At 60.9% G+C, this 19,680-nt stretch carries 16 protein-coding genes; 3 read left to right on the top strand and 13 right to left on the bottom strand.

The genetic code is table 11. The features are described 5' to 3' along the window. Nucleotides 1-125 precede the first annotated feature (125 nt). The gene (murC, locus tag BLW03_RS15525; protein WP_074656063.1) at nt 126-1,496 is read right to left on the bottom strand and encodes a UDP-N-acetylmuramate--L-alanine ligase; all 1,371 of its coding nucleotides are present in this window, start codon (nt 1,494-1,496) and stop codon (nt 126-128) included. Nucleotides 1,497-1,675: 179 nt separating this feature from the next. Here murC and BLW03_RS15520 point away from each other — a divergent pair, with 179 nt between their 5' ends. Together BLW03_RS15520 and BLW03_RS21155 are read left to right on the top strand one after the other, a co-directional pair. Beyond that, a complete protein-coding gene (locus BLW03_RS15520; protein ID WP_074654926.1) occupies nt 1,676-3,157 on the top strand; it encodes a YXWGXW repeat-containing protein in 1,482 nt (493 codons plus the stop codon). A gap of 268 nt (nt 3,158-3,425) precedes the next feature. Next, a complete protein-coding gene (locus BLW03_RS21155) occupies nt 3,426-4,418 on the top strand; it encodes a YXWGXW repeat-containing protein (protein ID WP_074654924.1) in 993 nt (330 codons plus the stop codon). Between the two features lie 190 nt (nt 4,419-4,608). On the opposite strand, the gene murG is transcribed toward BLW03_RS21155, so the two are convergent. The 12 genes from murG to BLW03_RS15455 all read right to left on the bottom strand — a co-directional run bounded on the left by murG (nt 4,609) and on the right by BLW03_RS15455 (nt 18,632). Continuing rightward, nucleotides 4,609-5,688, bottom strand: a complete 1,080-nt coding sequence (murG, locus tag BLW03_RS15510; protein WP_244502115.1) for an undecaprenyldiphospho-muramoylpentapeptide beta-N-acetylglucosaminyltransferase — start codon at nt 5,686-5,688, stop codon at nt 4,609-4,611. Between the two features lie 73 nt (nt 5,689-5,761). Continuing rightward, nucleotides 5,762-6,853: a putative lipid II flippase FtsW gene (gene ftsW / locus BLW03_RS15505; RefSeq protein WP_074654923.1), complete on the bottom strand. Its 1,092-nt coding sequence runs from the start codon at nt 6,851-6,853 to the stop codon at nt 5,762-5,764. A 278-nt stretch (nt 6,854-7,131) separates the two neighbouring features. Beyond that, complete coding sequence (gene murD, locus BLW03_RS15500) at nt 7,132-8,493, bottom strand: UDP-N-acetylmuramoyl-L-alanine--D-glutamate ligase (protein ID WP_074654921.1); 1,362 nt, start codon at nt 8,491-8,493, stop codon at nt 7,132-7,134. An 11-nt stretch (nt 8,494-8,504) separates the two neighbouring features. After that, complete coding sequence (mraY, locus tag BLW03_RS15495; RefSeq protein ID WP_074654919.1) at nt 8,505-9,641, bottom strand: phospho-N-acetylmuramoyl-pentapeptide-transferase; 1,137 nt, start codon at nt 9,639-9,641, stop codon at nt 8,505-8,507. A 198-nt stretch (nt 9,642-9,839) separates the two neighbouring features. After that, nucleotides 9,840-11,231 (bottom strand): UDP-N-acetylmuramoyl-tripeptide--D-alanyl-D-alanine ligase, encoded by a 1,392-nt coding sequence (locus BLW03_RS15490; protein WP_074654918.1) that lies wholly within the window; start codon nt 11,229-11,231, stop codon nt 9,840-9,842. Further along, nucleotides 11,228-12,724, bottom strand: a complete 1,497-nt coding sequence (locus BLW03_RS15485) for a UDP-N-acetylmuramoyl-L-alanyl-D-glutamate--2,6-diaminopimelate ligase (protein ID WP_074654917.1) — start codon at nt 12,722-12,724, stop codon at nt 11,228-11,230. The genes BLW03_RS15490 and BLW03_RS15485 overlap by 4 nt, the downstream gene beginning before the upstream one ends. A 12-nt stretch (nt 12,725-12,736) precedes the next feature. Beyond that, a complete protein-coding gene (locus BLW03_RS15480; protein WP_074654916.1) occupies nt 12,737-13,102 on the bottom strand; it encodes a sulfite exporter TauE/SafE family protein in 366 nt (121 codons plus the stop codon). Next, entirely contained in the window at nt 13,099-15,411 is a 2,313-nt protein-coding gene (locus tag BLW03_RS15475; protein WP_074654915.1) for a penicillin-binding transpeptidase domain-containing protein, read from the bottom strand. The genes BLW03_RS15480 and BLW03_RS15475 overlap by 4 nt, the downstream gene beginning before the upstream one ends. A 98-nt stretch (nt 15,412-15,509) precedes the next feature. Beyond that, a complete protein-coding gene (locus BLW03_RS15470; RefSeq protein WP_244502114.1) occupies nt 15,510-16,013 on the bottom strand; it encodes an FtsB/FtsL family cell division protein in 504 nt (167 codons plus the stop codon). A gap of 296 nt (nt 16,014-16,309) precedes the next feature. Beyond that, on the bottom strand, nt 16,310-17,278 hold the full coding sequence (gene rsmH / locus BLW03_RS15465; protein ID WP_074654913.1) for a 16S rRNA (cytosine(1402)-N(4))-methyltransferase RsmH: 969 nt from the start codon (nt 17,276-17,278) through the stop codon (nt 16,310-16,312). 46 nt (nt 17,279-17,324) lie between these two features. Then, nucleotides 17,325-17,765 carry a division/cell wall cluster transcriptional repressor MraZ gene (locus BLW03_RS15460; protein WP_074654912.1) on the bottom strand — a complete coding sequence of 147 codons (441 nt, stop codon included), beginning with the start codon at nt 17,763-17,765 and terminating at the stop codon, nt 17,325-17,327. Between the two features lie 378 nt (nt 17,766-18,143). Further along, on the bottom strand, nt 18,144-18,632 hold the full coding sequence (locus tag BLW03_RS15455; RefSeq protein WP_074654910.1) for a DUF2127 domain-containing protein: 489 nt from the start codon (nt 18,630-18,632) through the stop codon (nt 18,144-18,146). 335 nt (nt 18,633-18,967) lie between these two features. On the opposite strand from BLW03_RS15455, the gene BLW03_RS15450 reads away from it, so the two are divergent. Further along, entirely contained in the window at nt 18,968-19,519 is a 552-nt protein-coding gene (locus BLW03_RS15450; RefSeq protein WP_074654908.1) for a fasciclin domain-containing protein, read from the top strand. The last annotated feature ends 161 nt before the right edge of the window (nt 19,520-19,680 follow it).

Genomic DNA, 19,680 nt, shown 5'->3' with positions numbered 1-19,680 from the left:
GCCTGCGGCCATCTTACAGCGCTAGGATGTCACCCTTCCGGTCATCGCCGGACGTGGGGAACCTACGTGGGTAATGGAAAGTTTTATCAGACGCTGGCGGGCGCACCCGGCTTGTCGTTCAGCCGCTACCGCTTCAACGCTGTCAGAATCGTCGCACCGGCCTGCGAAACACTCCCGGCACCCAGTGTCAGGATGGCTTCGCCCTTCGCCGCGACCTCGCTCAACCGAAGCGCCGCTGCGTCAAAGCTTGCCGCGTAGTTGGCGTCGATCCCCACCGCACGCATTGCACGAACCAGCGACTGCGCTGTGACCCCCTCGATCGGCTGCTCGCTGGCCGCGTAGATATCGACGATCTCCACGCGATCCGCGCCAGCAAACGCGGTCACAAAGTCATCAAACAGATCTCGAGTACGCGTGTACCGATGCGGCTGAAAGAGTACGTGCACCTTTTTAAAGCCGCAATCCCGAGCCGCCGCGAGCGTGGCGCGAATCTCCGTGGGATGGTGTCCGTAATCGTCCACCACCGTGACGCCTCGCTCAACGCCCTTCGTCTGGAAACGACGGTCCACGCCACGAAAGCGTGCCAGCCCTGCGGCAATCTGCTTGGGCGGAACGCCGAGTTCCACAGCGATCGCCACCGCTGCCGTCGCGTTCAATACGTTGTGTTTGCCAGGGACATGCAGCTTGAACGGCCCCAGCACGATGCCACGCGCGTTCACCTCAAAGCTGGAGTAGCTGTCCGTCTCCTTCGGCAGGATCACCAGCCGAAAGTCCGCCTCCGGGCTCTCGCCATAGGTCATCACACGTCGCTGCACGCGCGGCAGAATCGCCCGCAACATCGGATCGTCGATGCACGCGGTTGTCGCACCGTAGAACGGCACCTTGTTCATGAAGTCGACGAAGCACTGTTCCACGTCGGCCATGTCACGGTAGTTCTCCATGTGCTCGCGATCCAGGTTCGTGACCACCGCGAGGATCGGCGACAGCTTCAGGAAGCTGCGATCGCTCTCATCCGCCTCCGCCACCAGGTAGCGAGACTGCCCCGCTCGCGCGTTCGACCCGAACATATCAACCCGGCCGCCGACCACCACCGTCGGATCCAGCCCGCCCGCGTCCAGCACCGCCGCGATCATGCTCGTCGTCGTCGTCTTCCCATGCATGCCGCCCACGGCAACGCCATATTTCAGTCGCATCAACTCGGCCAGCATGTCCGAGCGATGAATGACCGGAATCTTGCGCGCATGCGCCTCGAGAACCTCAGGATTGTCCTTCGCCACCGCCGAACTGATCACCACAACGTCCGACGGCTTCACCTGGTCGGCAGCATGGCCGACAAAAATGGCTGCGCCAAGCTTCCGAAGGCGGTCTGTCGTTGGCGACGTCCGCAGGTCAGACCCACTCACGGGAAAGCCCAGGCTCAGCAAAATCTCTGCGATGCCGCTCATCCCGATGCCGCCAATGCCGATAAAGTGCACGCGCTGTGCCGCTGCAAACAAGGTCGTTCCCTCTCCCGTATCCAAACCAGAGATCAATCTAGCAGTGTGAACGTCGCCTGGGTGGCTTCGCGCATTTCTTTTCAGCGTCTTGGCACAACATATGTCGCGAAACTGCGTTCCTACCAGCATCGCCGACCTCACCCATTCCTGGGGCGGTTACGGCAAAAGGGAGCAACACCATGAACGTCCGCCGCGTACTTGCCGCAACACTCGCTATCGCCGCATCCAGCGCGGTCACAGCGCCTCTTCAGGCGCAGTTTGGGCTTTCCATCAATATTGGAGCCACCACGCAGGTCCCCCCGCCGCCCCTGCCTGAGTACGACCAGCCAGAGGCACCTGGCGACGGCTACCTGTGGACGCCCGGCTACTGGGCTTGGGACGACCAGGTGCAGGACTACTACTGGGTTCCCGGCACATGGGTCATGGCGCCCGAACCGGGCCTGCTGTGGACGCCCGGCTATTGGGCGTATGACAACGGCTACTACGGCTTTCACAACGGCTACTGGGGCGAACACGTCGGCTTTTACGGAGGCGTGAACTATGGCTTCGGCTACTTCGGCACCGGTTACGAGGGCGGCTATTGGAACGGCGACCGCTTCTTCTACAACACGGCGATCAACCGCATCAACCTTACGTTCGTGCACAACACCTACGTGCGACCGATGCGTCCGGAATGGATTAATCGCGGCCCCCGCTTCGCCTACAACGGCCCCGGAGGCATCAATGTGCGTCCCAGCCGCGGTGAGGAGATGGCCTTCCGCGAACACCACTTCGACGCTACCGGCTTCCAGCGGAACCAACAGAACTTCGCCCGGCAGGATCGCGGGCAGTTCTCCAACTTCAACCACGGCGCTCCGCCCGCAGCCGCTACGCCACGCCCCGTTCAGAATGCGAATGGATTCCGCCAGGGCGCAGCACCCGCACAGGGCGCACCCACCAACCCGCCCAACTTCACCCGCGGCAACAACGGCGGGGCCTTTAACGGCCAGAACCGTCCCGGTGGCGACAACCGCGGGGTGGACACCCGCGGAGCTGCCGACTATCGATTCAACGGTGACAACCGTGGCAATGCAACGCAAACGGTCGATCCGCGCACAAACGGTGGCTACAACGGCATGAACTACAACGGCAACGGGAGCCGTAACGGCTTTAACGGCCAGCAGCCCGGACGTCCGAATCAGCCTAGTCAGACGGGACAACCTGCACAACCCGTGCAGCCCGCTCAACCGGGACAGCCCGCTCAACCGGGACAGCCTGGGCAGGCGGGTCAGCCTGGGCAGCCGGGAAACCCGCGCGGCGGTAACTTCCAGCCGGGTGACGGTCGCTTTCGTCCCCAGCCTGCTAACCCACCCCGCATGCCATTCCCGCAGGAGGGCGGCGGCCGGTACAACGGCGGCCAGCCGGGACAGATGCAGCCGCGTCAGTTCCAGCCGACGCAGCAGCAACCAGTGCAACAGCAGCCGCAGCAACCGGTCCAGCAACGGCCCATGCCGCCGCAGGCCCAGCCTGCCCCAGCGCAACCGGTCCAGCAGAGACCCATGGTCAATCAACCCGCTCCCGGCAGCAACAACGGCGGACGTCCGGCGCAACCTCCTGCCAACAATGGTGGAGCGATGCGCGATCAACACGGACCGGCGAACGCGAACTTCCGTCCGCGATAGGTCTTGCCTCCGCTTAAAACGATTCAAAGAATGGGGCAAAACAGAGGGTATGGCGCACAACGCCATACCCCTGTCCGTTTATCGTCAGGCATCGAGCGTAAGCTCGGGCTGCCTTCGCAGCACCGCAACCCCTGGCCCAATCCTGTGTTCTAACCAATGAACCTGCACCTCAAGGCCGCACAAGCGCCGAGGCAAGTAGGCGACCGTCTCTGGAGAAACCGCCGAACGCCGACGGGAAACGGCGAGGACGACGGGAGAGGTGAACCAAATGAACACGAAAATCAAAATGGGACGGACGGCAAAATTGCTCGCAGTTGCTGCACTCGCAGCGGCTCCTCTGGCTGCCTTCACGACCGGCACGGCACACGCGCAGGCCATTGAAGTGGGCGCAAGCTTCGGTGCGCCGCCTCCGATTCCCGAATACGACCAGCCACCCGCACCTGGCGACGGCTACATCTGGACACCCGGCTACTGGGCCTGGGACGACGCTGCGAACGACTACTACTGGGTGGAAGGAGCATGGGTCATGCCGCCCTATGTCGGCTCGCTCTGGACGCCTGGTTACTGGGGCCCGGGTTACGGCGGCGGCTACCTCTGGAATGCCGGCTACTGGGGCCCGTCTGTCGGTTATTACGGTGGCATTAACTACGGCTTCGGCTACTTCGGCGCGGGCTACTACGGCGGTTACTGGAATGGAGGTCATTTCTGGTACAACCGCGGCGTAAACCACTTCGGACCGGGTTTCGGCGGCCACTTCTATAACGGCGGCTACGGTGGTTTCCACGGCAACCTGCACGGCGGCGGAGCGGCCTTCGGTCGCGCCAACTTCAACGGCGGCGGTTACCGTGGCGGCTTCAACGGCGGTGGCAACCGTGGCGGCTTCAATGGAGGCTCAAACGGCTTCCGAGGTGGCTCCGTGAACGGTGGCGGCTTCAATCGCGGCGGTCAGATGAACGGCGGCGCACGAGGCTTTGCGGGTGGTCAGAACTTCAACGGCGGCGGTCAGCACGGCTTCTCACAGGCCGGCGGCGGAGCCCGCAGCTTCTCCGGCGGTGGCAACATGGGCGGCGGTGCTCGTAGCTTCTCTGCACCAGGCGGTGGTGGCGGCAGCTTCGGTGGAGCACGCGCCGGTGGATTCAGCAGCGGTGGTGGCGGCGGATTCCACGGCGGTGGCGGCTTTAGCGGTGGCGGCGGTGGTGGCTTCCACGGTGGCGGTGGCGGCGGTGGTTTCCACGGCGGCGGTGGCGGCGGTCATCGCTAAACAGGGTCCCTCCCCCAGAGGGTCAAAAGAGAAAGGCCCGGCAACTGCCGGGCCTTTTCTCTTTCCTTCCACGGCATTCCGTTTGCCATGCGATCGATCCATGTGCGAGATCTCGAAGGGGCATGGCTTTAGCCCTGTCATTTCAATTCGTGAAGGATGGGCTTCAGCGCCCGTGGGATTCCCTCACCCGCTAAGACCGTTTCAGCGCAACCACCATCTTGCCAATCACCCGCAAAGCGTCCGGATGCGCTACACCCTTTGCCGCCGCACCCATGGCAGCCAGGTGGGCACGGTCGCCGAGCAGCGCGATCAGCTTATGGAAGAGCACCTCCGGCGTCATCCCCTGCTCGACCAACAGATCCGCCGCACCGGCAGCGACCATCGCCTCAGCATTCTTACGCTGGTGGTCATCCGCAGCCTGTGGAAACGGCACGTACAGGGCAGGACGCCCAGCCGCACACAACTCCGCCACCGTACTCGCGCCAGAACGGCACAGCAGCAGGTCCGCTTCGGCAATCGCCTCCGCAGCATTCTGCAGAAATGCTGCGACCACGTAACGCGAAGTATCCGCACCGCTCGCGGCAAACGCAGTCTCCGTCGCTTCGACATGCCGCGCACCACACTGGTGCTCAATCGTCAGCCCGGGCACCGCATCCAGTAGCGCAGCAGCGATCTGCGGCACCACCGCGTTCAGCGCACGAGCACCCTGCGACCCACCCATCACCAGCAATCGCCGAGCACCGGAAGGGGGTGCAGGCGTAATCGCAAAGAACTCCGGCCGCACCGGGATCCCCGTCACACGCGCGTTGCGAAAGAACCGCAGAGTCTCCGGAAAATTTACGGCAGCCGCACTGACAAATCGGCCCACCAGCTTGTTCGCCAGGCCCGGCGTCGCATTCGGCTCAAACGCCAGCGTAGGCACACGCAGCAGCAGAGCCGCCATCATCGCGGGGCCACTCGCATAACCACCGACACCGACCACCACATCCGGCTGAAAGCTCTTGAGCAGGCCAGCGCAGCGCACAATGCCACGTGGCAGATCGCCCAGCGTCTTCACGCGCGTGGCCATGCTGACGTTCTTCAGTTGTCCAACATGAATCAGATCCAGCGGGAAGCCCGCCTCCGGCACCATGCGCGTTTCAAGCCCACGCTCCGTACCTACGAACCGAACCTCGGCGCCGTGCGCATCGCGCAACTCACGCGCAATCGCCAGGGCCGGAATGATGTGGCCGCCAGTGCCACCACCGGCCATCAGAACACGCAGACTCATACGCAGCCCCCACCCTCACGGAGCGGCAGGCAAAGGCTGACTCGCAGACTCGCTGACTTGCTGACTCGCTGCACTAGTCAATCTCGCGCGTAATGTTCAGCAGCACACCCATACTCGCCAGCGTGATGAACACACTGGTGCCGCCGTTCGAGATGAACGGCAACGTGATGCCTTTGGTGGGTAGCAGAGCCAGGACAACGCTGATGTTGAAGAACGCCTGGATCAGGATCGCGCAGGTCAGGCCGAAGGCGAAGAAGCGCGCAAACGGATCGGTCGACAGATACGCCGCGCGCAAGCCGCGGTACCCCAGCAACACAAATCCTGCCAGCAGCGCTAAAGCGCCCAGCAGACCAAGCTCTTCACAGACCGTTGCGTAGATAAAGTCGGTATGCGGCTCCGGCAGGTAGAACAGTTTCTGCATGCCCTCTGTCAGGCCGCGGCCGAAGAAGCCACCCGTGCCGACGGCAATCAGCGACTGCAGAATGTGGAAACCGGCTCCGCGCGGATCCGCATCGGGATTGATGAACGCCAGCATGCGCGCACGCCGGAAGGCCACATGAAACAGCATCCAGTACAGCGGCGGTGCTGCAACGGCGGCAGCCAGTCCGATCCACCGCATCTGAATGCCCGCCAGCAGCAGCATCAGCACCGTGACGCCCGCACACACCAGAGCCGTGCCCAGATCCGGCTCTTTCAGGATCAACAGGATGAACAGCAGCGGCACGGCGATCGCACGCAGGAGCGTGCCGCGCCAGTCATCGATCTGGTGAATGCGGCTCTGCAGAAAGTAGGCAAGAAACAGCACGATGAGCGGCTTGGCAAGTTCAGAGGGCTGCAGCGTCAATCCGCCCACGCGGATCCATCGATGCGCACCATTCATGCCGCCCATGAAGAACACGCCCAGCAGCAGGATCGCCGTGATGGCAATGGCGGGAAAGACCACCTTGGGATTGTTGTATTTGCGGTAATCCACACGCATCAGGATGAAGAGCGCCGCAATGCCAAAGGCGACGAAGACCATCTGGTTCACGACAAAGTGATAGGGCGATCCGAACTGCGCCTTTGCCATGACCGCCGAGGTCGAAAAGATCATGACCAGGCCGAAGAGCACCAGCGCCAGCACCGTACCAAACAGCCATTTATCCGCGCCAACACGCTTCGCCATACACCCTGAAGCTTATGGCTTCCCACACGGAAAAGATGCACCCCGAATGCAGCAAGGTACCTCGCATGGTTCACGCGAAGTGAACCATCTTTCCCGGCTCACCACAGGCTTGTCATCCTGAGCAAACGAAGCGCGGCGAAGTGCAGTCGAAGGACCTGCATCCTATTTAGCGCGCCAGAAATGTGGAGGGAATGCCGAGAACATTTCTGCCGCCGCCAACGGAATGCAGGTCCTTCGACTCCGTTGCGCTCCACTCAGGATGCAAAGCAAACGAGGAGTCAGTCGCCCCGCAAAGCCTCAACCAACTCCACGAACACCCGCCCACGATGTTCATAACTCGTAAACTGATCAAAGCTCGCACAGGCAGGAGCCAGCAACACCGTCTCACCAGCCTTCGCAGTCAGCGAAGCCAAACGAACCGCCTCTGCCAGAGTCCCCGCGGGAGTCAGCACAACATCTTCCCCGATCTGAGAGGCGATGATCGAAGCCGCCGCACCAATCGTATAAACGGCAACCGTCCGCTCCTTCAACAGTGGAACGAGCAGGGTGTAATCCGAACCCTTGTCCTTGCCACCAAGAATCACGCGCACGCCGCTGGCAAAGGACGCAAGCGCCTTTGCCGTCGCATCCACATTCGTGGCCTTTGAGTCGTTGTAATAGGCCACGCCACGCACTTGGCGAACGAACTGCAGACGATGCTCCACCGCCGTGAACGAACCCACCGCCTCGCGCACCACCTCCGCGGAAACCCCGGCAAGACGAGCCATCGCGATCGCCGCCAGCACGTTCTCCACGTTGTGCGCACCCGGCAGCGGGATCTCCGACACCGGCATCACCGGCTCCGGCGTTCCGCCCTCCTTCGCCAGGAAGTACACGCCATCCCCATGCACGAACGCCCCCTGCTTCACGCGGCGAACGCCGCTGAACCAGTAGATCTGTGCCTTCGTCTTCGCCGCCACCATCTGCGTCGACTTGTCCTCGGCGTTCAGGACCAGGAAGTCACCGGACGTCTGGTTCTCCGTAATCCGAGCCTTGGAAGCCGCATAGTTCTCAAACGATCCATGACGATCCAGGTGGTCCGGCGTGATATTCAACACTGCCGCAATGTGCGGCCGAAAGGTGTCGATCGTCTCCAGCTGAAAGCTCGAAACCTCCAGCACGCTCCACGTCTTCTCCGTCGATCCTTCGACCAGCTCCACCACGGGCAGGCCAATGTTGCCGCCCACCTTCCTCTCCAGCCCGGCATGCGCAAGAATGTGACCGACAAGCGACGTCGTCGTGGTCTTGCCATTTGAGCCGGTGATGGCAATCACCTTGCCCAGCAGCCCCTGGAAAGCCAGTTCCACCTCGCCGATCAGCGGCATACCGAATGCCATCACCTGCTGGATCTCCGGCGTAGAAAGCGGCACCCCCGGCGACACTACAATCAAGTCCTGCCGCCGGAACGTCAGCACGCCATGACCTCCCGTCTCCACCATCACGCCGGCGTCCAGCAGCGCGGGAATCTCCTTCGCCAGCGCCTCGCCCGCGCGCGTATCGCTCACGGTCACACGCGCGCCCAGCCGGCGCAAATAAAGCGCGGCAGAAACACCGCTCTTACCAAGTCCAACAACGAGGACGCGTTTGTTCTTCAGATCCATGGGCTATCAGCCTAACGCAGCTTCAGCGTCGTCAGTGCAAACAAAGCAAAGACCAGCGCCATAATCCAGAAGCGCGCGATCACCTTGCTCTCACTCCATCCGCTCAACTCAAAGTGATGGTGCAGCGGCGCCATCTTGAAGATCCGTTTCCCCCCACGCAGCTTGTAACTGCCCACCTGCAGCATCACGCTGACCGCCTCCAGAATGAAGACGCCGCCGATAAACGGCAGCAGCAGCTCCTGCTTGACCAGGACGGCAACCGTCGAGATCGCACCGCCCAGCGCCAGCGATCCGACGTCGCCCATGAACACTTCGGCAGGGTGCGCGTTGTACCAAAGGAAGCCGATCGACGCGCCCACCATCGCGCCACAGAAGATCGTCAGTTCGCCCACCATCGGCATACGCTGCAGCTCAAGGTAGTCACTGAAGACAACGTGACCGCTGACATACGTCAGCACCGTCAGCGCACCCGCGGCGATGATGGTGCAGCCAATCGCCAGCCCATCCAGCCCGTCCGTCAGGTTCACCGCGTTCGAACTGAAGCTGATCACCAGCATCACGAAGACCACAAACGGAATAAAGCTCAGCCAGTAAAGTCCGTGTATGTGCTGCAACGAGCCGATGATCAAATCCGGCCGGAACTTCTTCACAAACGGCACCACCAGCCGCGTCGAATACATGCCCCGCGTCTGCATCCACACCAACACTGCGGCCACACCGAAGCTCGCCAGGAACTGCAGCATCAACTTCTGAATACTCGTCAGCCCAAGGTTCCGCTTATGGAGCACCTTGATGTAATCATCCGCAAATCCGATCGCACCGAATGCCGCTGTCGACAGCACCGCGATCCACACAAACGGATTCGACAGATCGCTCCAGAGCAGCGTCGGCACCAGGATCGAGATGCAGATCAGCACCCCGCCCATCGTCGGCGTGCCGGTCTTCTTCTGATGACTCGCAGGTCCCTCTTCGCGGATGTACTGGCCGATCTGAAACTCACGCAGACGCCGAATCACGAACGGCCCGATCAGCAGGCCGATGAGCAACGCCGTGAGGCTCGAAAACACGCAGCGGAACGTGAGGTACCGAAAGATACGGAAGACCCGAAAGACCGGGTACAGCTTTTGATAGAGCAGCCAGTAAAGCAAAGGTCCTCCGTGCGCAAAAAAGCGCAGACACCATCGAATTTCAGCTTACGCGCGCGAAGCCTGCGCATACCGCAAGGGTTCCACCACAGGTACTCCCAACGCCCACATCGGGTGCCCATTGTTCCAGGGAGCCATCAAGATCCCGGGCATTCTTTTCCGAAGCAAAAGGGTGGGCTACTCGTGCGAAGCACGAACCAGTCAGTGCCCCGAACCGGCGCTAAGGCCAAGCGCAACCAGCGACCGCTCCAGCCGCACCCCGCGCGAAGCCTTCAGCAGCACCGCATCCCCCTCACGCAGATTCGCCAGCATCCACATCCCGGCATCCTCCGGCGTCAGGGCAAACAGCCCGCGATCCCCCGCGCCCTGCACCAGCGCCGCCGCATGGCCGCGCACACCTAGAGCAACATCCACACCGCGCGACAGCATGTAAGCGCCACACTCCGCATGCAGTACATCCGCGTCCGGCCCCAGTTCCAGCATCTCGCCCGCAACGACAATATGCCGAGTCGCCTCGACCGCCATCAGCGCATCCACCATCGCATCCAGCGCGCGCGGGTTGCTGTTATAGCTGTCATTGATGATCCGCGCGCCGCGCCACAGCAACTGCTCGCCACGCTTGTCGCTCGGCTGCAACACCAACAGCGCATCGATGCACGCCTGCAGTGTCATCCCACTCTCAAGCCCTACCGCAATGCCCGCAAGCGCGTTGTAGACATTGTGCTCCCCGAGCAATGCAATTGAGGCCGGCCGGCGCTCTCCGCCAGCCTCAACCGTGAAGCGCATGCCATCCGCACCGGCACTCACAACATCCGTCGCACTTACCGCCGCTGACGTACTGCGTAGACCAAAGTACCGCGCATGCCTCTCTCGATCGCGGCCAAACTTCGACACATAGGGATCATCCGCATTCAGAAAGGCAAGGCCTTCCGCGGGCAGCGACTGCACCAGCTCGTACTTCGCCGCAGCGATCCCGGCGATACCATCCGGAAAGTGCTCCAGGTGGACCGGAGCGACGTTACTCACCACTACCCAATCGGGCTCGGCAATCTTCGCTAGCGCCGCAATCTCACCGGCGTGGTTCATCCCCATCTCGATGACGGCCACATCATGCTCCGGCTGCAATCGCAGCAACTGCAGTGGAACACCATAGCCATTGTTTAGATTTCCCGCAGACTTCAGCACGTTGAACTGCGCAGACAACACCGCCGCCACACACTCCTTCGTCGTCGTCTTCCCAGCGGATCCCGTGATCCCGATGACGCGCTTACCCCACTGCCGACGCACCTTGTGCGCCAGCCCCTGCATCGCCTTCAGCACGCAGTCTTCGCTCTCCGGCACACGCAGCAACTTGCAGGGATCAACTTCGGCTGGCACCACCCAGTGCGTACTCACCACCGCAGCCGCGGCGCCTGCTTTCAACGCCGCCGCAACGAATTCATGCCCATCCAACCGCTCGCCGGTGACCGCGAAAAACAGATCGCCCGCAGCTACCGTGCGGGAATCGATGGAGTAGCCGAACACCTGTGCCTGCAGGTCGAAATCACCCTCTGCATGGATCCAATCCGCAACCTGTCCCAACGTCAATGTCATGCCCTTGATTCCCTCTCACGCAGCGCCGCCGCGGCTATTGCAACGTCGTCGAACGGCACCGCCACGCCGCGCGATGTCTGCGTCTTCTCATGGCCTTTGCCGGCAATCAGTACGATGTCGCCGGCGCGCGCTTCGTTCACTGCAAGCGCAATCGCAGCGGCACGATCCAGCTCCACCCGAACATTCGCGTTGCCCGTCGCACCCACACCCGCCAGCGCTTCTTCCGCAATCGCCGCAGGATCTTCACTGCGCGGGTTATCACTCGTGACGATCACTACATCGCTGCCTTGGCCCGCGGCACGGCCCATCTTTGGCCGCTTCGTCTTATCGCGATCGCCACCACAACCGAACAGCGTAAGCACGCGAGCATCTCCTGCAAGCTCACGCGCCAGCACAATCAGGTTTCGTAACGCATCATCCGTATGCGCGTAGTCCACCACGACGGTGAAGCCAAGCGCGTTCGCCACCGTCTCAAAGCGTCCCGGCACCGGCGGCAGCGCAGCCGCACCACTCACCACTTTATCCAGCGTCAGCCCTCGTCCCATTGCAGCCGCCGCAGCGGCCAGCAGGTTATAGACATTCACGCGACCGGTCAGTTGCGACACCACCTCTGCATCACCAAAGGGAGTAGCCATCACAAAGCTCGTCGCACCCGCACGCAACGCAACGTTGCTCGCCTTGAAGTCCGCATCCGCATCGACACTATAGGTCCAGCACGTCTCGCAATTCTTCGCGGCGTCCATCATCAGCGCAGTGTAAGGGTCGTCCGCATTGATGACCGCAACCCGCGGCGCCGCAGCGCCCACACCCTGGAACAGCCGCGCCTTCGCGCCCGCGTAAGCGTCCATGGTGCCGTGGAAGTCCAGATGGTCCTGTGTCAGGTTTGTGAAGACGGCAACGTCTACCGGCAGCGCCCACACACGCTCCTGCTGCAGCGCGTGCGAGCTCATCTCCATTACCGCTTCGGTCGCACCTGCAGCCGCACCATCGGCAAAGATCGCCAGCACATCGCGGCTCTCCGGCGTCGTATGCGGACTCGGCCGCACCTCGCCCGCCACATGCGTCTCAATGGTGCCGATCAACACGCTCTTGCGTGCCACAGAGTTGAGCAAGCCCTCAAGCAGAAAGGCTGTCGTGGTCTTACCGTTCGTTCCGGTAATGCCACACAGCTTCAACTGCCGCTCAGGATGGCCAAAGAAGTTCGCACTTACCGCCGCCAGCGCCCGCCGGCCATCGGCAATCAGCGCCGCCGGCACACCGCGCGCATCGGCGAAGGCAAAGCTCTCCCGCGCGTCCGTCACAATTGCGACGGCACCCGCATCCAGTGCAGCGCGCACATACTTGTTGCCATCGGTGGTCTCGCCGCGCATCGCGACGAACAGCGAACCGGCACGCACCGCACGGGAGTCATACTCCACACCCACAATCTCTGCGCGCTCCGTGTCACCCAGCGCAAGCACCGGTACACCGGCAATGATGTCAGTCCAATTCATCCTCGCGCGATTCTACCGCTGGAAGAACATGCGCACGGCAACTGCCGCCAGCATCAGCGCGAATCCACGCTTGAGATAGACCGTCGGTAACTGCAGCGCAAGCCTGGCGCCATAGATGCTGCCCACCGCCATGCCCGTCGCCAGCAGCAAACCCAGCCTCCACTCCACGTGGTGCGCACGCGCGTAGACCAGCATCGGTGCAATCCACAAGGGACACGAGGCCATCAACAAGGCCGTACCCTGCGCACTCGTCTGCGAAAGTCCGAACACAAACACCAGCAGCGGAATCATGATGGCGCCGCTGGTACCGATGGTGCCCACAACAACGCCGACGACCGCACCAATCAGGATGATGACGGACCAGTGCGCGTCGATCATCGCGTAAACCGCACGACCACTTCGGTACCTAACGGCACCATGGTTCCGGCAGCGGGCACCTGCTCCCGCGCCAGGCCGCTGCCCACCGGCTGCACACGCAATCCAGCCCCCGCGGCCTGTTGAATCACCGCACGCAATCCGCCCTGCATCACTGGCACCGCAACTTTTGTGCTGGCATCCACGACCACGGCGCCATCGGTTCGTTGCACATGGTCCGCCACAGGTTTCGGCGACAGCTTGTTGGCCTCGGTCGTCTCGTCCGTCATGATGGACGATCCGCCATGATCGCGGAACGCCTTCAACATCTTCTCCGGCAGCGCCGCAAAGATGCCCTTCTTCTCCGTCGATGCCACCGGTACGGGCGCCGCAGCCGCCGTTGCCGCGACCACGGCTGCATCACTCTTCTGGCGCAGTGGGTCGTCTGCGGGCAGTGAGTTGATTTCCTCATACATCACGTTCAGATCACCCGGATCTTCGCTCGGCGCATCGCCCGCAAGCTCCAGCTTCGGAGCGGCGCTGTCGGGCTTTACAACCTTCAGTGGCTGGTCGTGCGGTACGCCCAGGTATTCGAGAACTTCCTGTGCGACCTGCTTGAAGACAGGAGCGCTGGTCTCAGCGCCATAGCGTGTTCCAACCATCGGGTCATCAATGATGACCGCGACTGAGATAGCAGGATTGTTGATGGGCGCGATACCGGCGAAGCTGGCAACTGTGCGCGTGTGCGAGTAAGTGTGTGTGACAGGATCGATCTTCTGCGCGGTGCCCGTCTTGCCGCCGGCACTGTAACCATTGAGCGCGCCCGTCTTACCCGTACCTTCGACGATCGTGCCTTCCATCATCTGCCGCATCTTCGCAGCGGTCAGCTCGGTGATTACGCGGTGCGCGCCATCCGGCATCTTTGCAGGCAGTGAGTTCGTAGGATGGAAGGCTGCAGGCCGCAGCCGACTATCACCCTTCATAAGTTCCGTCTCATCGAGCAGGATGTGCGGCGGAAGATAGGTGCCACCATTGGCAATCGCAGACACCATCGTCACCAGTTGCACCGGTGTAACACCCACCTCATGCCCGATAGCGATAGACATGATGCTCGTCGCCTCCCACTTACGGGCAGGCCGCAGCAGACCACGCGTCTCGCTCGGCAGTTCAATCCCGGAACGGTCACCGAAACCAAAGCCGCGAATGTAGTCGTAGAACTTACTGTTGCCAAGCTTCATCGCCATCTTGGCAGCGCCCACATCGCTCGAATGCTCCAGTGCAAATTGCACCGTCACACGGCCAAAGTGGTCAGACTTATCGTCATGCAAGGTGCGGCCATACATCGTCATGGCGCCGCCCTGGCAATCCACGATATCTGTAGGCTGTACACCGGCACCATCCACCGCCGCAGCATAGGTCACCAGCTTGAAGGTTGAGCCTGGCTCATACACATCGCTGACAGCCAGGTTCTTCAGGATGGTCGGATCCTGGTGCTTCAGATCATTCGGGTTGTAACGCGGCGAGATCGCAAGCGCAAGGATCTGGCCCGTGTGCGGATCCTGCACCACTACTGTGCCGTGCGCCGCCTTCATCTTCAGCATCTGCGCATCAAGAGCGCGCTCCGCCATGTACTGGATGTTGGTGTCGATCGACAGCACAAGGTTCTCGCCCGGCAATGGCTCGCGCTCTTCACTGCCCAGCGCATGGCGCTTGGCATCGACAGCTGTCAGCACATGGCCTGCGGTACCGTGTAGATCGTCCTCGAACTCGCGCTCCATGCCGCCCAGGCCGGTGTCATCAATGCCCACATAGCCAAGCGTCTGCGCTGCAAGATCGGTGTTGGGATAGAAACGCTTAAACTCCTTCTGCAGGTACACGCCCTTCAGGTTCAATTCGCGCACGCGCTGCGCCTGCTCCGGCGTTAACTTACGTGCAATCCACGCGAAGTTTCTGGAGGCCGTCAGCCTGGCCATGATGCTGCCCTGCGCTGTGAAGGTGTCGGTGGGATCGACGTGCACAATACCGGAGAGAAGCTCAGCAACGTTTGCACGGTTGTCGCCAAGTTCGCTGGGAACGGCATAGACAGATTCGGCAAGGACGGTCACTGCAAGTTCGCGAAGGTTTCGGTCATACAGAACGCCGCGACGCGGAGCAACTTCAAACGTTCGCTGCTGCTGCTTGGCAGCGCGCTCCACCCAGTCATGATGGCGAACTACCTGCAGCCAGACAAGCCGCATGCCAATGAGCGACGTCCATGCTGCAAAGAACAGCGCAACATAGACAAAGCGGACTCGCCGGATGGGAGCGGTTAGTGGCTGGCGGAGGTTACTCATGGCAGGCTCGACCTTGTGACATCAGAGGGAGTAGGTCGTAACGACCGGTTCCCTCGACTATCGCAGCGGAGCCTGCCGGCCGTTACAAGAAATTGAAGTTAGCGGAGAACCGCCGAAGGTACCTGCGCCTCTGCCACCACAGGACCATTGTTCGCAAAGGAACCATCCGGACGAATGACCTGTCCGGGCTGCGGCGTATCCAGGCCAAGCTGACGTGCGATGCGATCAATGCGGTCCGGATCGGACAACTGCGCCTCCGACAGGTGTAACTGCCGGTTCTCCTCACGCATGTGTTCCACCTGCAGCTTCTGCGCCTCAATGGAGTAACCCATCTCGATCGACGAGAAGTGCTGCCATACATAGGTCATCACCAGGAAGAACAGCATGCCCATGGCGATGGTGAACTGCCGCATCTCCTTACGGCGCTCGGGATCGTCAGCCTTTACGATGCGGCTGTTATCGAGATGCTTTGTGAAGAAGATCTCGGGTGTGGGACCGCGGCGCGCGCGGCGCTGCTGGTCATACACCGAACGGTTGTGATCACGAAAAGACTCGGCGCGCTCGCGCTGTGCGCGTCCCGCTACCATTCCCATTGCCGGCATCGTCTGTTCCATCACGCTCGCCCACCCTCTCGCTGCTCGGGGGAATCAACGATGATTCCCGCTCCATTTGTTTTCTGGACTTAGCCGCTTCCATCGCGTACGAGAAACGTCTTATCTACCAGAACCGGATTGGTTACTCACCGATCCGATGTATTACCGCTTACTAATTCGGCGGTCCTTCGTCCTCGTGCCCGGAGCGATGTCTGCTCTAACCATGAGGGCGGATGAGCGCCCTGTTTTTACACCGTGGGGAGGAGTTTTCCTAAGTTCCCACAGGTTATCCACAATTACTGCCGTCAACTTACTCCGGTTCTGTTTCCGCGACTACTACCGCCCACCGGAGGAATCTTTCTTGTAACTTTCGGACCGGCTTTAATCCGCTCCGCCACTCGTAACTTCGCACTGCGTGACCGCGGGTTGCGATCCACTTCAAGTTCCGCGGCAATCACAGGCTTGCGTGTGATCACGTTCCAGATACCGCGTTCCCCGCCTTCTTTCAAGGCATCCTTCGCCAGACGATCCTCCAGCGAATGAAAGCTGATGACCGCCAGACGTCCACCGAACTTCAAGAGAGAAGGCGCGCTTTCAAGCAGCGACCGTATCTCCCCGAGTTCATCATTCACACGAATTCGAAGTGCCTGGAAAGTCTTCGTCGCCGGATGAATCTTGTCCTGTTTCATTGCTGGGGCAGCGGCCGATATCACTCGGGCTAATTCCGCCGTCGTACGTATCGGCCGTGCCCTCACAATGGCTCTGGCGATTCTCCGCGACCTCCTTTCCTCTCCGAATTCGTAAATCAGGTTGGCGAGTTCTTCTTCGTCCGCCTGATTTACCACTTGCTCGGCTGTCTCACCGCTGCGCGTATCCATACGCATATCCAGCGGTGCGTCCTGCCGAAAACTGAATCCACGGTGCGCCTGGTCCAGCTGCATGCTGCTCACGCCAAAGTCGGCGAGCAGACCATCCAGCGATGCTGGCTCAAGCTCTTCTGCTGCCGACGAAAACGCTCTCGGGATCAGCCGCACCTGCGGCATCTCCGGTCCAAGCTCCTCGCGCAGCGCTTCGAGCTTTGCTGTGGCAAGCTCCATCGCCTGCGGGTCGCGATCAAATCCGATCAGCAATCCCTCTGGCCCAAGCCTCCGAGCAATGGCGCTCGAATGCCCTGCCAGCCCCAGCGTTGCATCGGCGTACGTTCCGCCGCGGCGCACCTGTAAAAGGTCTAAAACTTCTTCTAAAAGAACCGGCACATGTTGCGGACCGCTCACTCTCCGCCTCCATGTGGGCCCACTGGGGGCCTACGGTTTGAAATCTCTAAAGTCCCAGGTCTGCCAGGGCCGTCATATCGGCCTCGGTCAGCGGCTCCAGGTCCAGCTTGGCCTTGAAGTCGTCATGATTCACGACTTCCAGGTACGTCTGCGATCCCAGCACCACCACCTCGGCGGTGACCTTCGCGCTCTCCCGCAGAATCAGCGGCAGGGTCAACCGTCCCTGTGCATCCAGCTCTGCCATCTGGCCGTAATAGTTCGTTACGTCCAGAAACTTCTTCTTCGCGGGATTCATGTTCGGAATCTCCGCCAACTTTGCTTCCACCAGCTCCCACTCACGAATCGGGTAAATCTCCGCCCGCTTGCCGTCTTTGCTGGTGATGTAGAACTGCGGGCCGTAGCTCTCGTCCACGCGGCGTTTGAACTCAGCCGGCAGCTTCAGCCGGCCTTTCTCGTCCACACGCGCTGGGTGATTGCCACGGAACATCGTTTCTAACCCCGCCGGTACCGCTCTGGGTTCGGGTTTGATACAGCAGGGGCCCGAACCGGCCTACAATTTGGGTGAAGAGCTAAAGATCACTCCCTTTTGCTCCACTATTTACCACCACGCTCCACATCGTTACTGATACCGAGCAGAAGAGCAAGTGGGAAATTTCCGCTCTTTTCCTCGGACAATTCGGCGAAATGTGGAAATCCCAACGGGCAGGGTTAGCAAGGCCGTACAGCACTACAGCTTGTGTTGTTTAAGCCGGTTCTGTACGCCTGTTGCTACTTGTGGATAACACGGAAGACGTAGTATGGAGAAGAAAAAGCGAATACCGCAAGCGAGCCCCGGGAGCTATTAAGCGCGCCTTAAGCGATCTGACTAGGAACGGCTGCCGCGACGGCTTTTTTTGCGGCGAAGCATCCAGAGTAGATAGGCCACGACAACAAGGTTTGCCAACAAGATGGCGACATGCCACAGGCTGGGCTTCCGAGCCAGTTCCCAAGTCTCCCATGGCACGAACGACACACTGAGCCACAGCGTTACAAACTCTGCCCACACCTTGCGCCGTAGAAGGCCGTACGCCTCGGTGCAGCACAGTCCTGCGTATAGAAATGTGCCCAGGCTGATCAGCCGCAGCTTATGGTGCGTCACCTGGGCGAGCTTGTCCGTTACAAAATCAATGACACGGCTTTCAGGGTCGAAGTGCAGTTCCAGCAGGAACCGCTCCGCGGTCTGCGACAGATCGTGATGGATGAAGTGCAGCGCCCCCAGGCTCACACCCAGGAAGAAAATGGCCTTCGCCAGCTTGAACAGACCGATCAGGAACAGGCCGGAGTCCCGAGCCTCAATGTGCTGGTGTTCGACCACGTCTCCATGACCGCCTGGCGTGTGCCTGTGTGCCTGGCGGCTTCCCTGCTCTGATCCTGTCAAGTACACCCCTGTAGTTTTGAAGCCCTGCAGCAGCTTGTCAATTGGTGGGACACGCCGAACACCGAATTGGTAACCACAGCCATCTCTTCTGATGCATGGGCATACCGCTTCGCCGTTTCTGAAACAGGTTCCCATACGATGCGAAAGAAAAAATCAAAGGCACGCAATCCACTGTGGTTCGGTCGACGTTCCTACAGTGCAGCAAGTGACTTCACCCGGCCGGTGAACAGACTGAAGCAACAAGCAAGTTACGCATCACAGGAGATTCTCAGATGAATAAGTTCGCAAAGACCGTACTGGCCGTAGCTCTCATGGGCGGCAGCATGACCGCAGTGGCACAGAAGGACCCCGATGTTGGTGGCGCTCCCATGTACCCCAGCAAGACCATCGTTGAGAACGCAGTGAACTCGCCCATCCACAAGACCCTTGTTGCAGCCGTGAAGGCAGCAGGTCTGGTCGACACCCTGAATGGCGCAGGTCCCTTCACTGTCTTCGCACCGACCGACGATGCCTTCGCCAAGCTGCCCGCAGGCACCGTCGACACGCTGGTGAAGCCTGAGAACAAGGCAACATTGACGAAAATCCTCACCTACCACGTCGTCCCCGGCAAGATCAGCTCCAAGGAACTCGCCAAGATGATCAAGAAGGGCAACGGCATGGCTTCGTTGAAGACTGTCGAAGGCGGCACACTCACCGCGAAGATGTCCGGCTCCATCATCATGCTGACCGATGAGAAGGGCGGCACGTCTACCATCACGACCGCAGACGTCTTCCAGAAGAACGGCGTGATCCACGTAGTCGACACCGTTTTAATGCCGAACTAAGTACAAACCCTCTCCAGGAAACACGAAAAGAGCGCCCTATGACGGGCGCTCTTTTCGCTGCAGCTCATATTCGGATGGTCAGAATTCGTTGCTGGTAGAGATCGAGCAACACGCATCCAACAAACAGCGAGGGACCGGCGCCGTGAGGGCGGCATCCGGTC

This window comes from Terriglobus roseus (assembly GCF_900105625.1).
GTDB classification, from domain to species: Bacteria; Acidobacteriota; Terriglobia; order Terriglobales; family Acidobacteriaceae; genus Terriglobus; species Terriglobus roseus_B.
The sequence above is the reverse complement of the archived record's forward strand: the minus strand, read 5'-3'. Positions and strand labels throughout refer to the sequence as shown.

Excerpts from the sequence above, each read along its gene's own strand:
- BLW03_RS15520 (WP_074654926.1), top strand. The coding sequence starts at position 1,676 with ATGAACGTCCGCCGCGTACTTGCCGCAACACTCGCTATCGCCGCATCC.
- BLW03_RS21155 (WP_074654924.1), top strand. The coding sequence starts at position 3,426 with ATGAACACGAAAATCAAAATGGGACGGACGGCAAAATTGCTCGCAGTT.
- murG (WP_244502115.1), bottom strand. The coding sequence starts at position 5,688 with ATGAGTCTGCGTGTTCTGATGGCCGGTGGTGGCACTGGCGGCCACATC.
- ftsW (WP_074654923.1), bottom strand. The coding sequence starts at position 6,853 with ATGGCGAAGCGTGTTGGCGCGGATAAATGGCTGTTTGGTACGGTGCTG.
- murD (WP_074654921.1), bottom strand. The coding sequence starts at position 8,493 with ATGGATCTGAAGAACAAACGCGTCCTCGTTGTTGGACTTGGTAAGAGC.
- BLW03_RS15490 (WP_074654918.1), bottom strand. The coding sequence starts at position 11,231 with ATGACATTGACGTTGGGACAGGTTGCGGATTGGATCCATGCAGAGGGT.
- BLW03_RS15485 (WP_074654917.1), bottom strand. The coding sequence starts at position 12,724 with ATGAATTGGACTGACATCATTGCCGGTGTACCGGTGCTTGCGCTGGGT.
- BLW03_RS15480 (WP_074654916.1), bottom strand. The coding sequence starts at position 13,102 with ATGATCGACGCGCACTGGTCCGTCATCATCCTGATTGGTGCGGTCGTC.
- BLW03_RS15475 (WP_074654915.1), bottom strand. The coding sequence starts at position 15,411 with ATGAGTAACCTCCGCCAGCCACTAACCGCTCCCATCCGGCGAGTCCGC.
- BLW03_RS15470 (WP_244502114.1), bottom strand. The coding sequence starts at position 16,013 with ATGCCGGCAATGGGAATGGTAGCGGGACGCGCACAGCGCGAGCGCGCC.
- BLW03_RS15460 (WP_074654912.1), bottom strand. The coding sequence starts at position 17,765 with ATGTTCCGTGGCAATCACCCAGCGCGTGTGGACGAGAAAGGCCGGCTG.
- BLW03_RS15450 (WP_074654908.1), top strand. The coding sequence starts at position 18,968 with ATGAATAAGTTCGCAAAGACCGTACTGGCCGTAGCTCTCATGGGCGGC.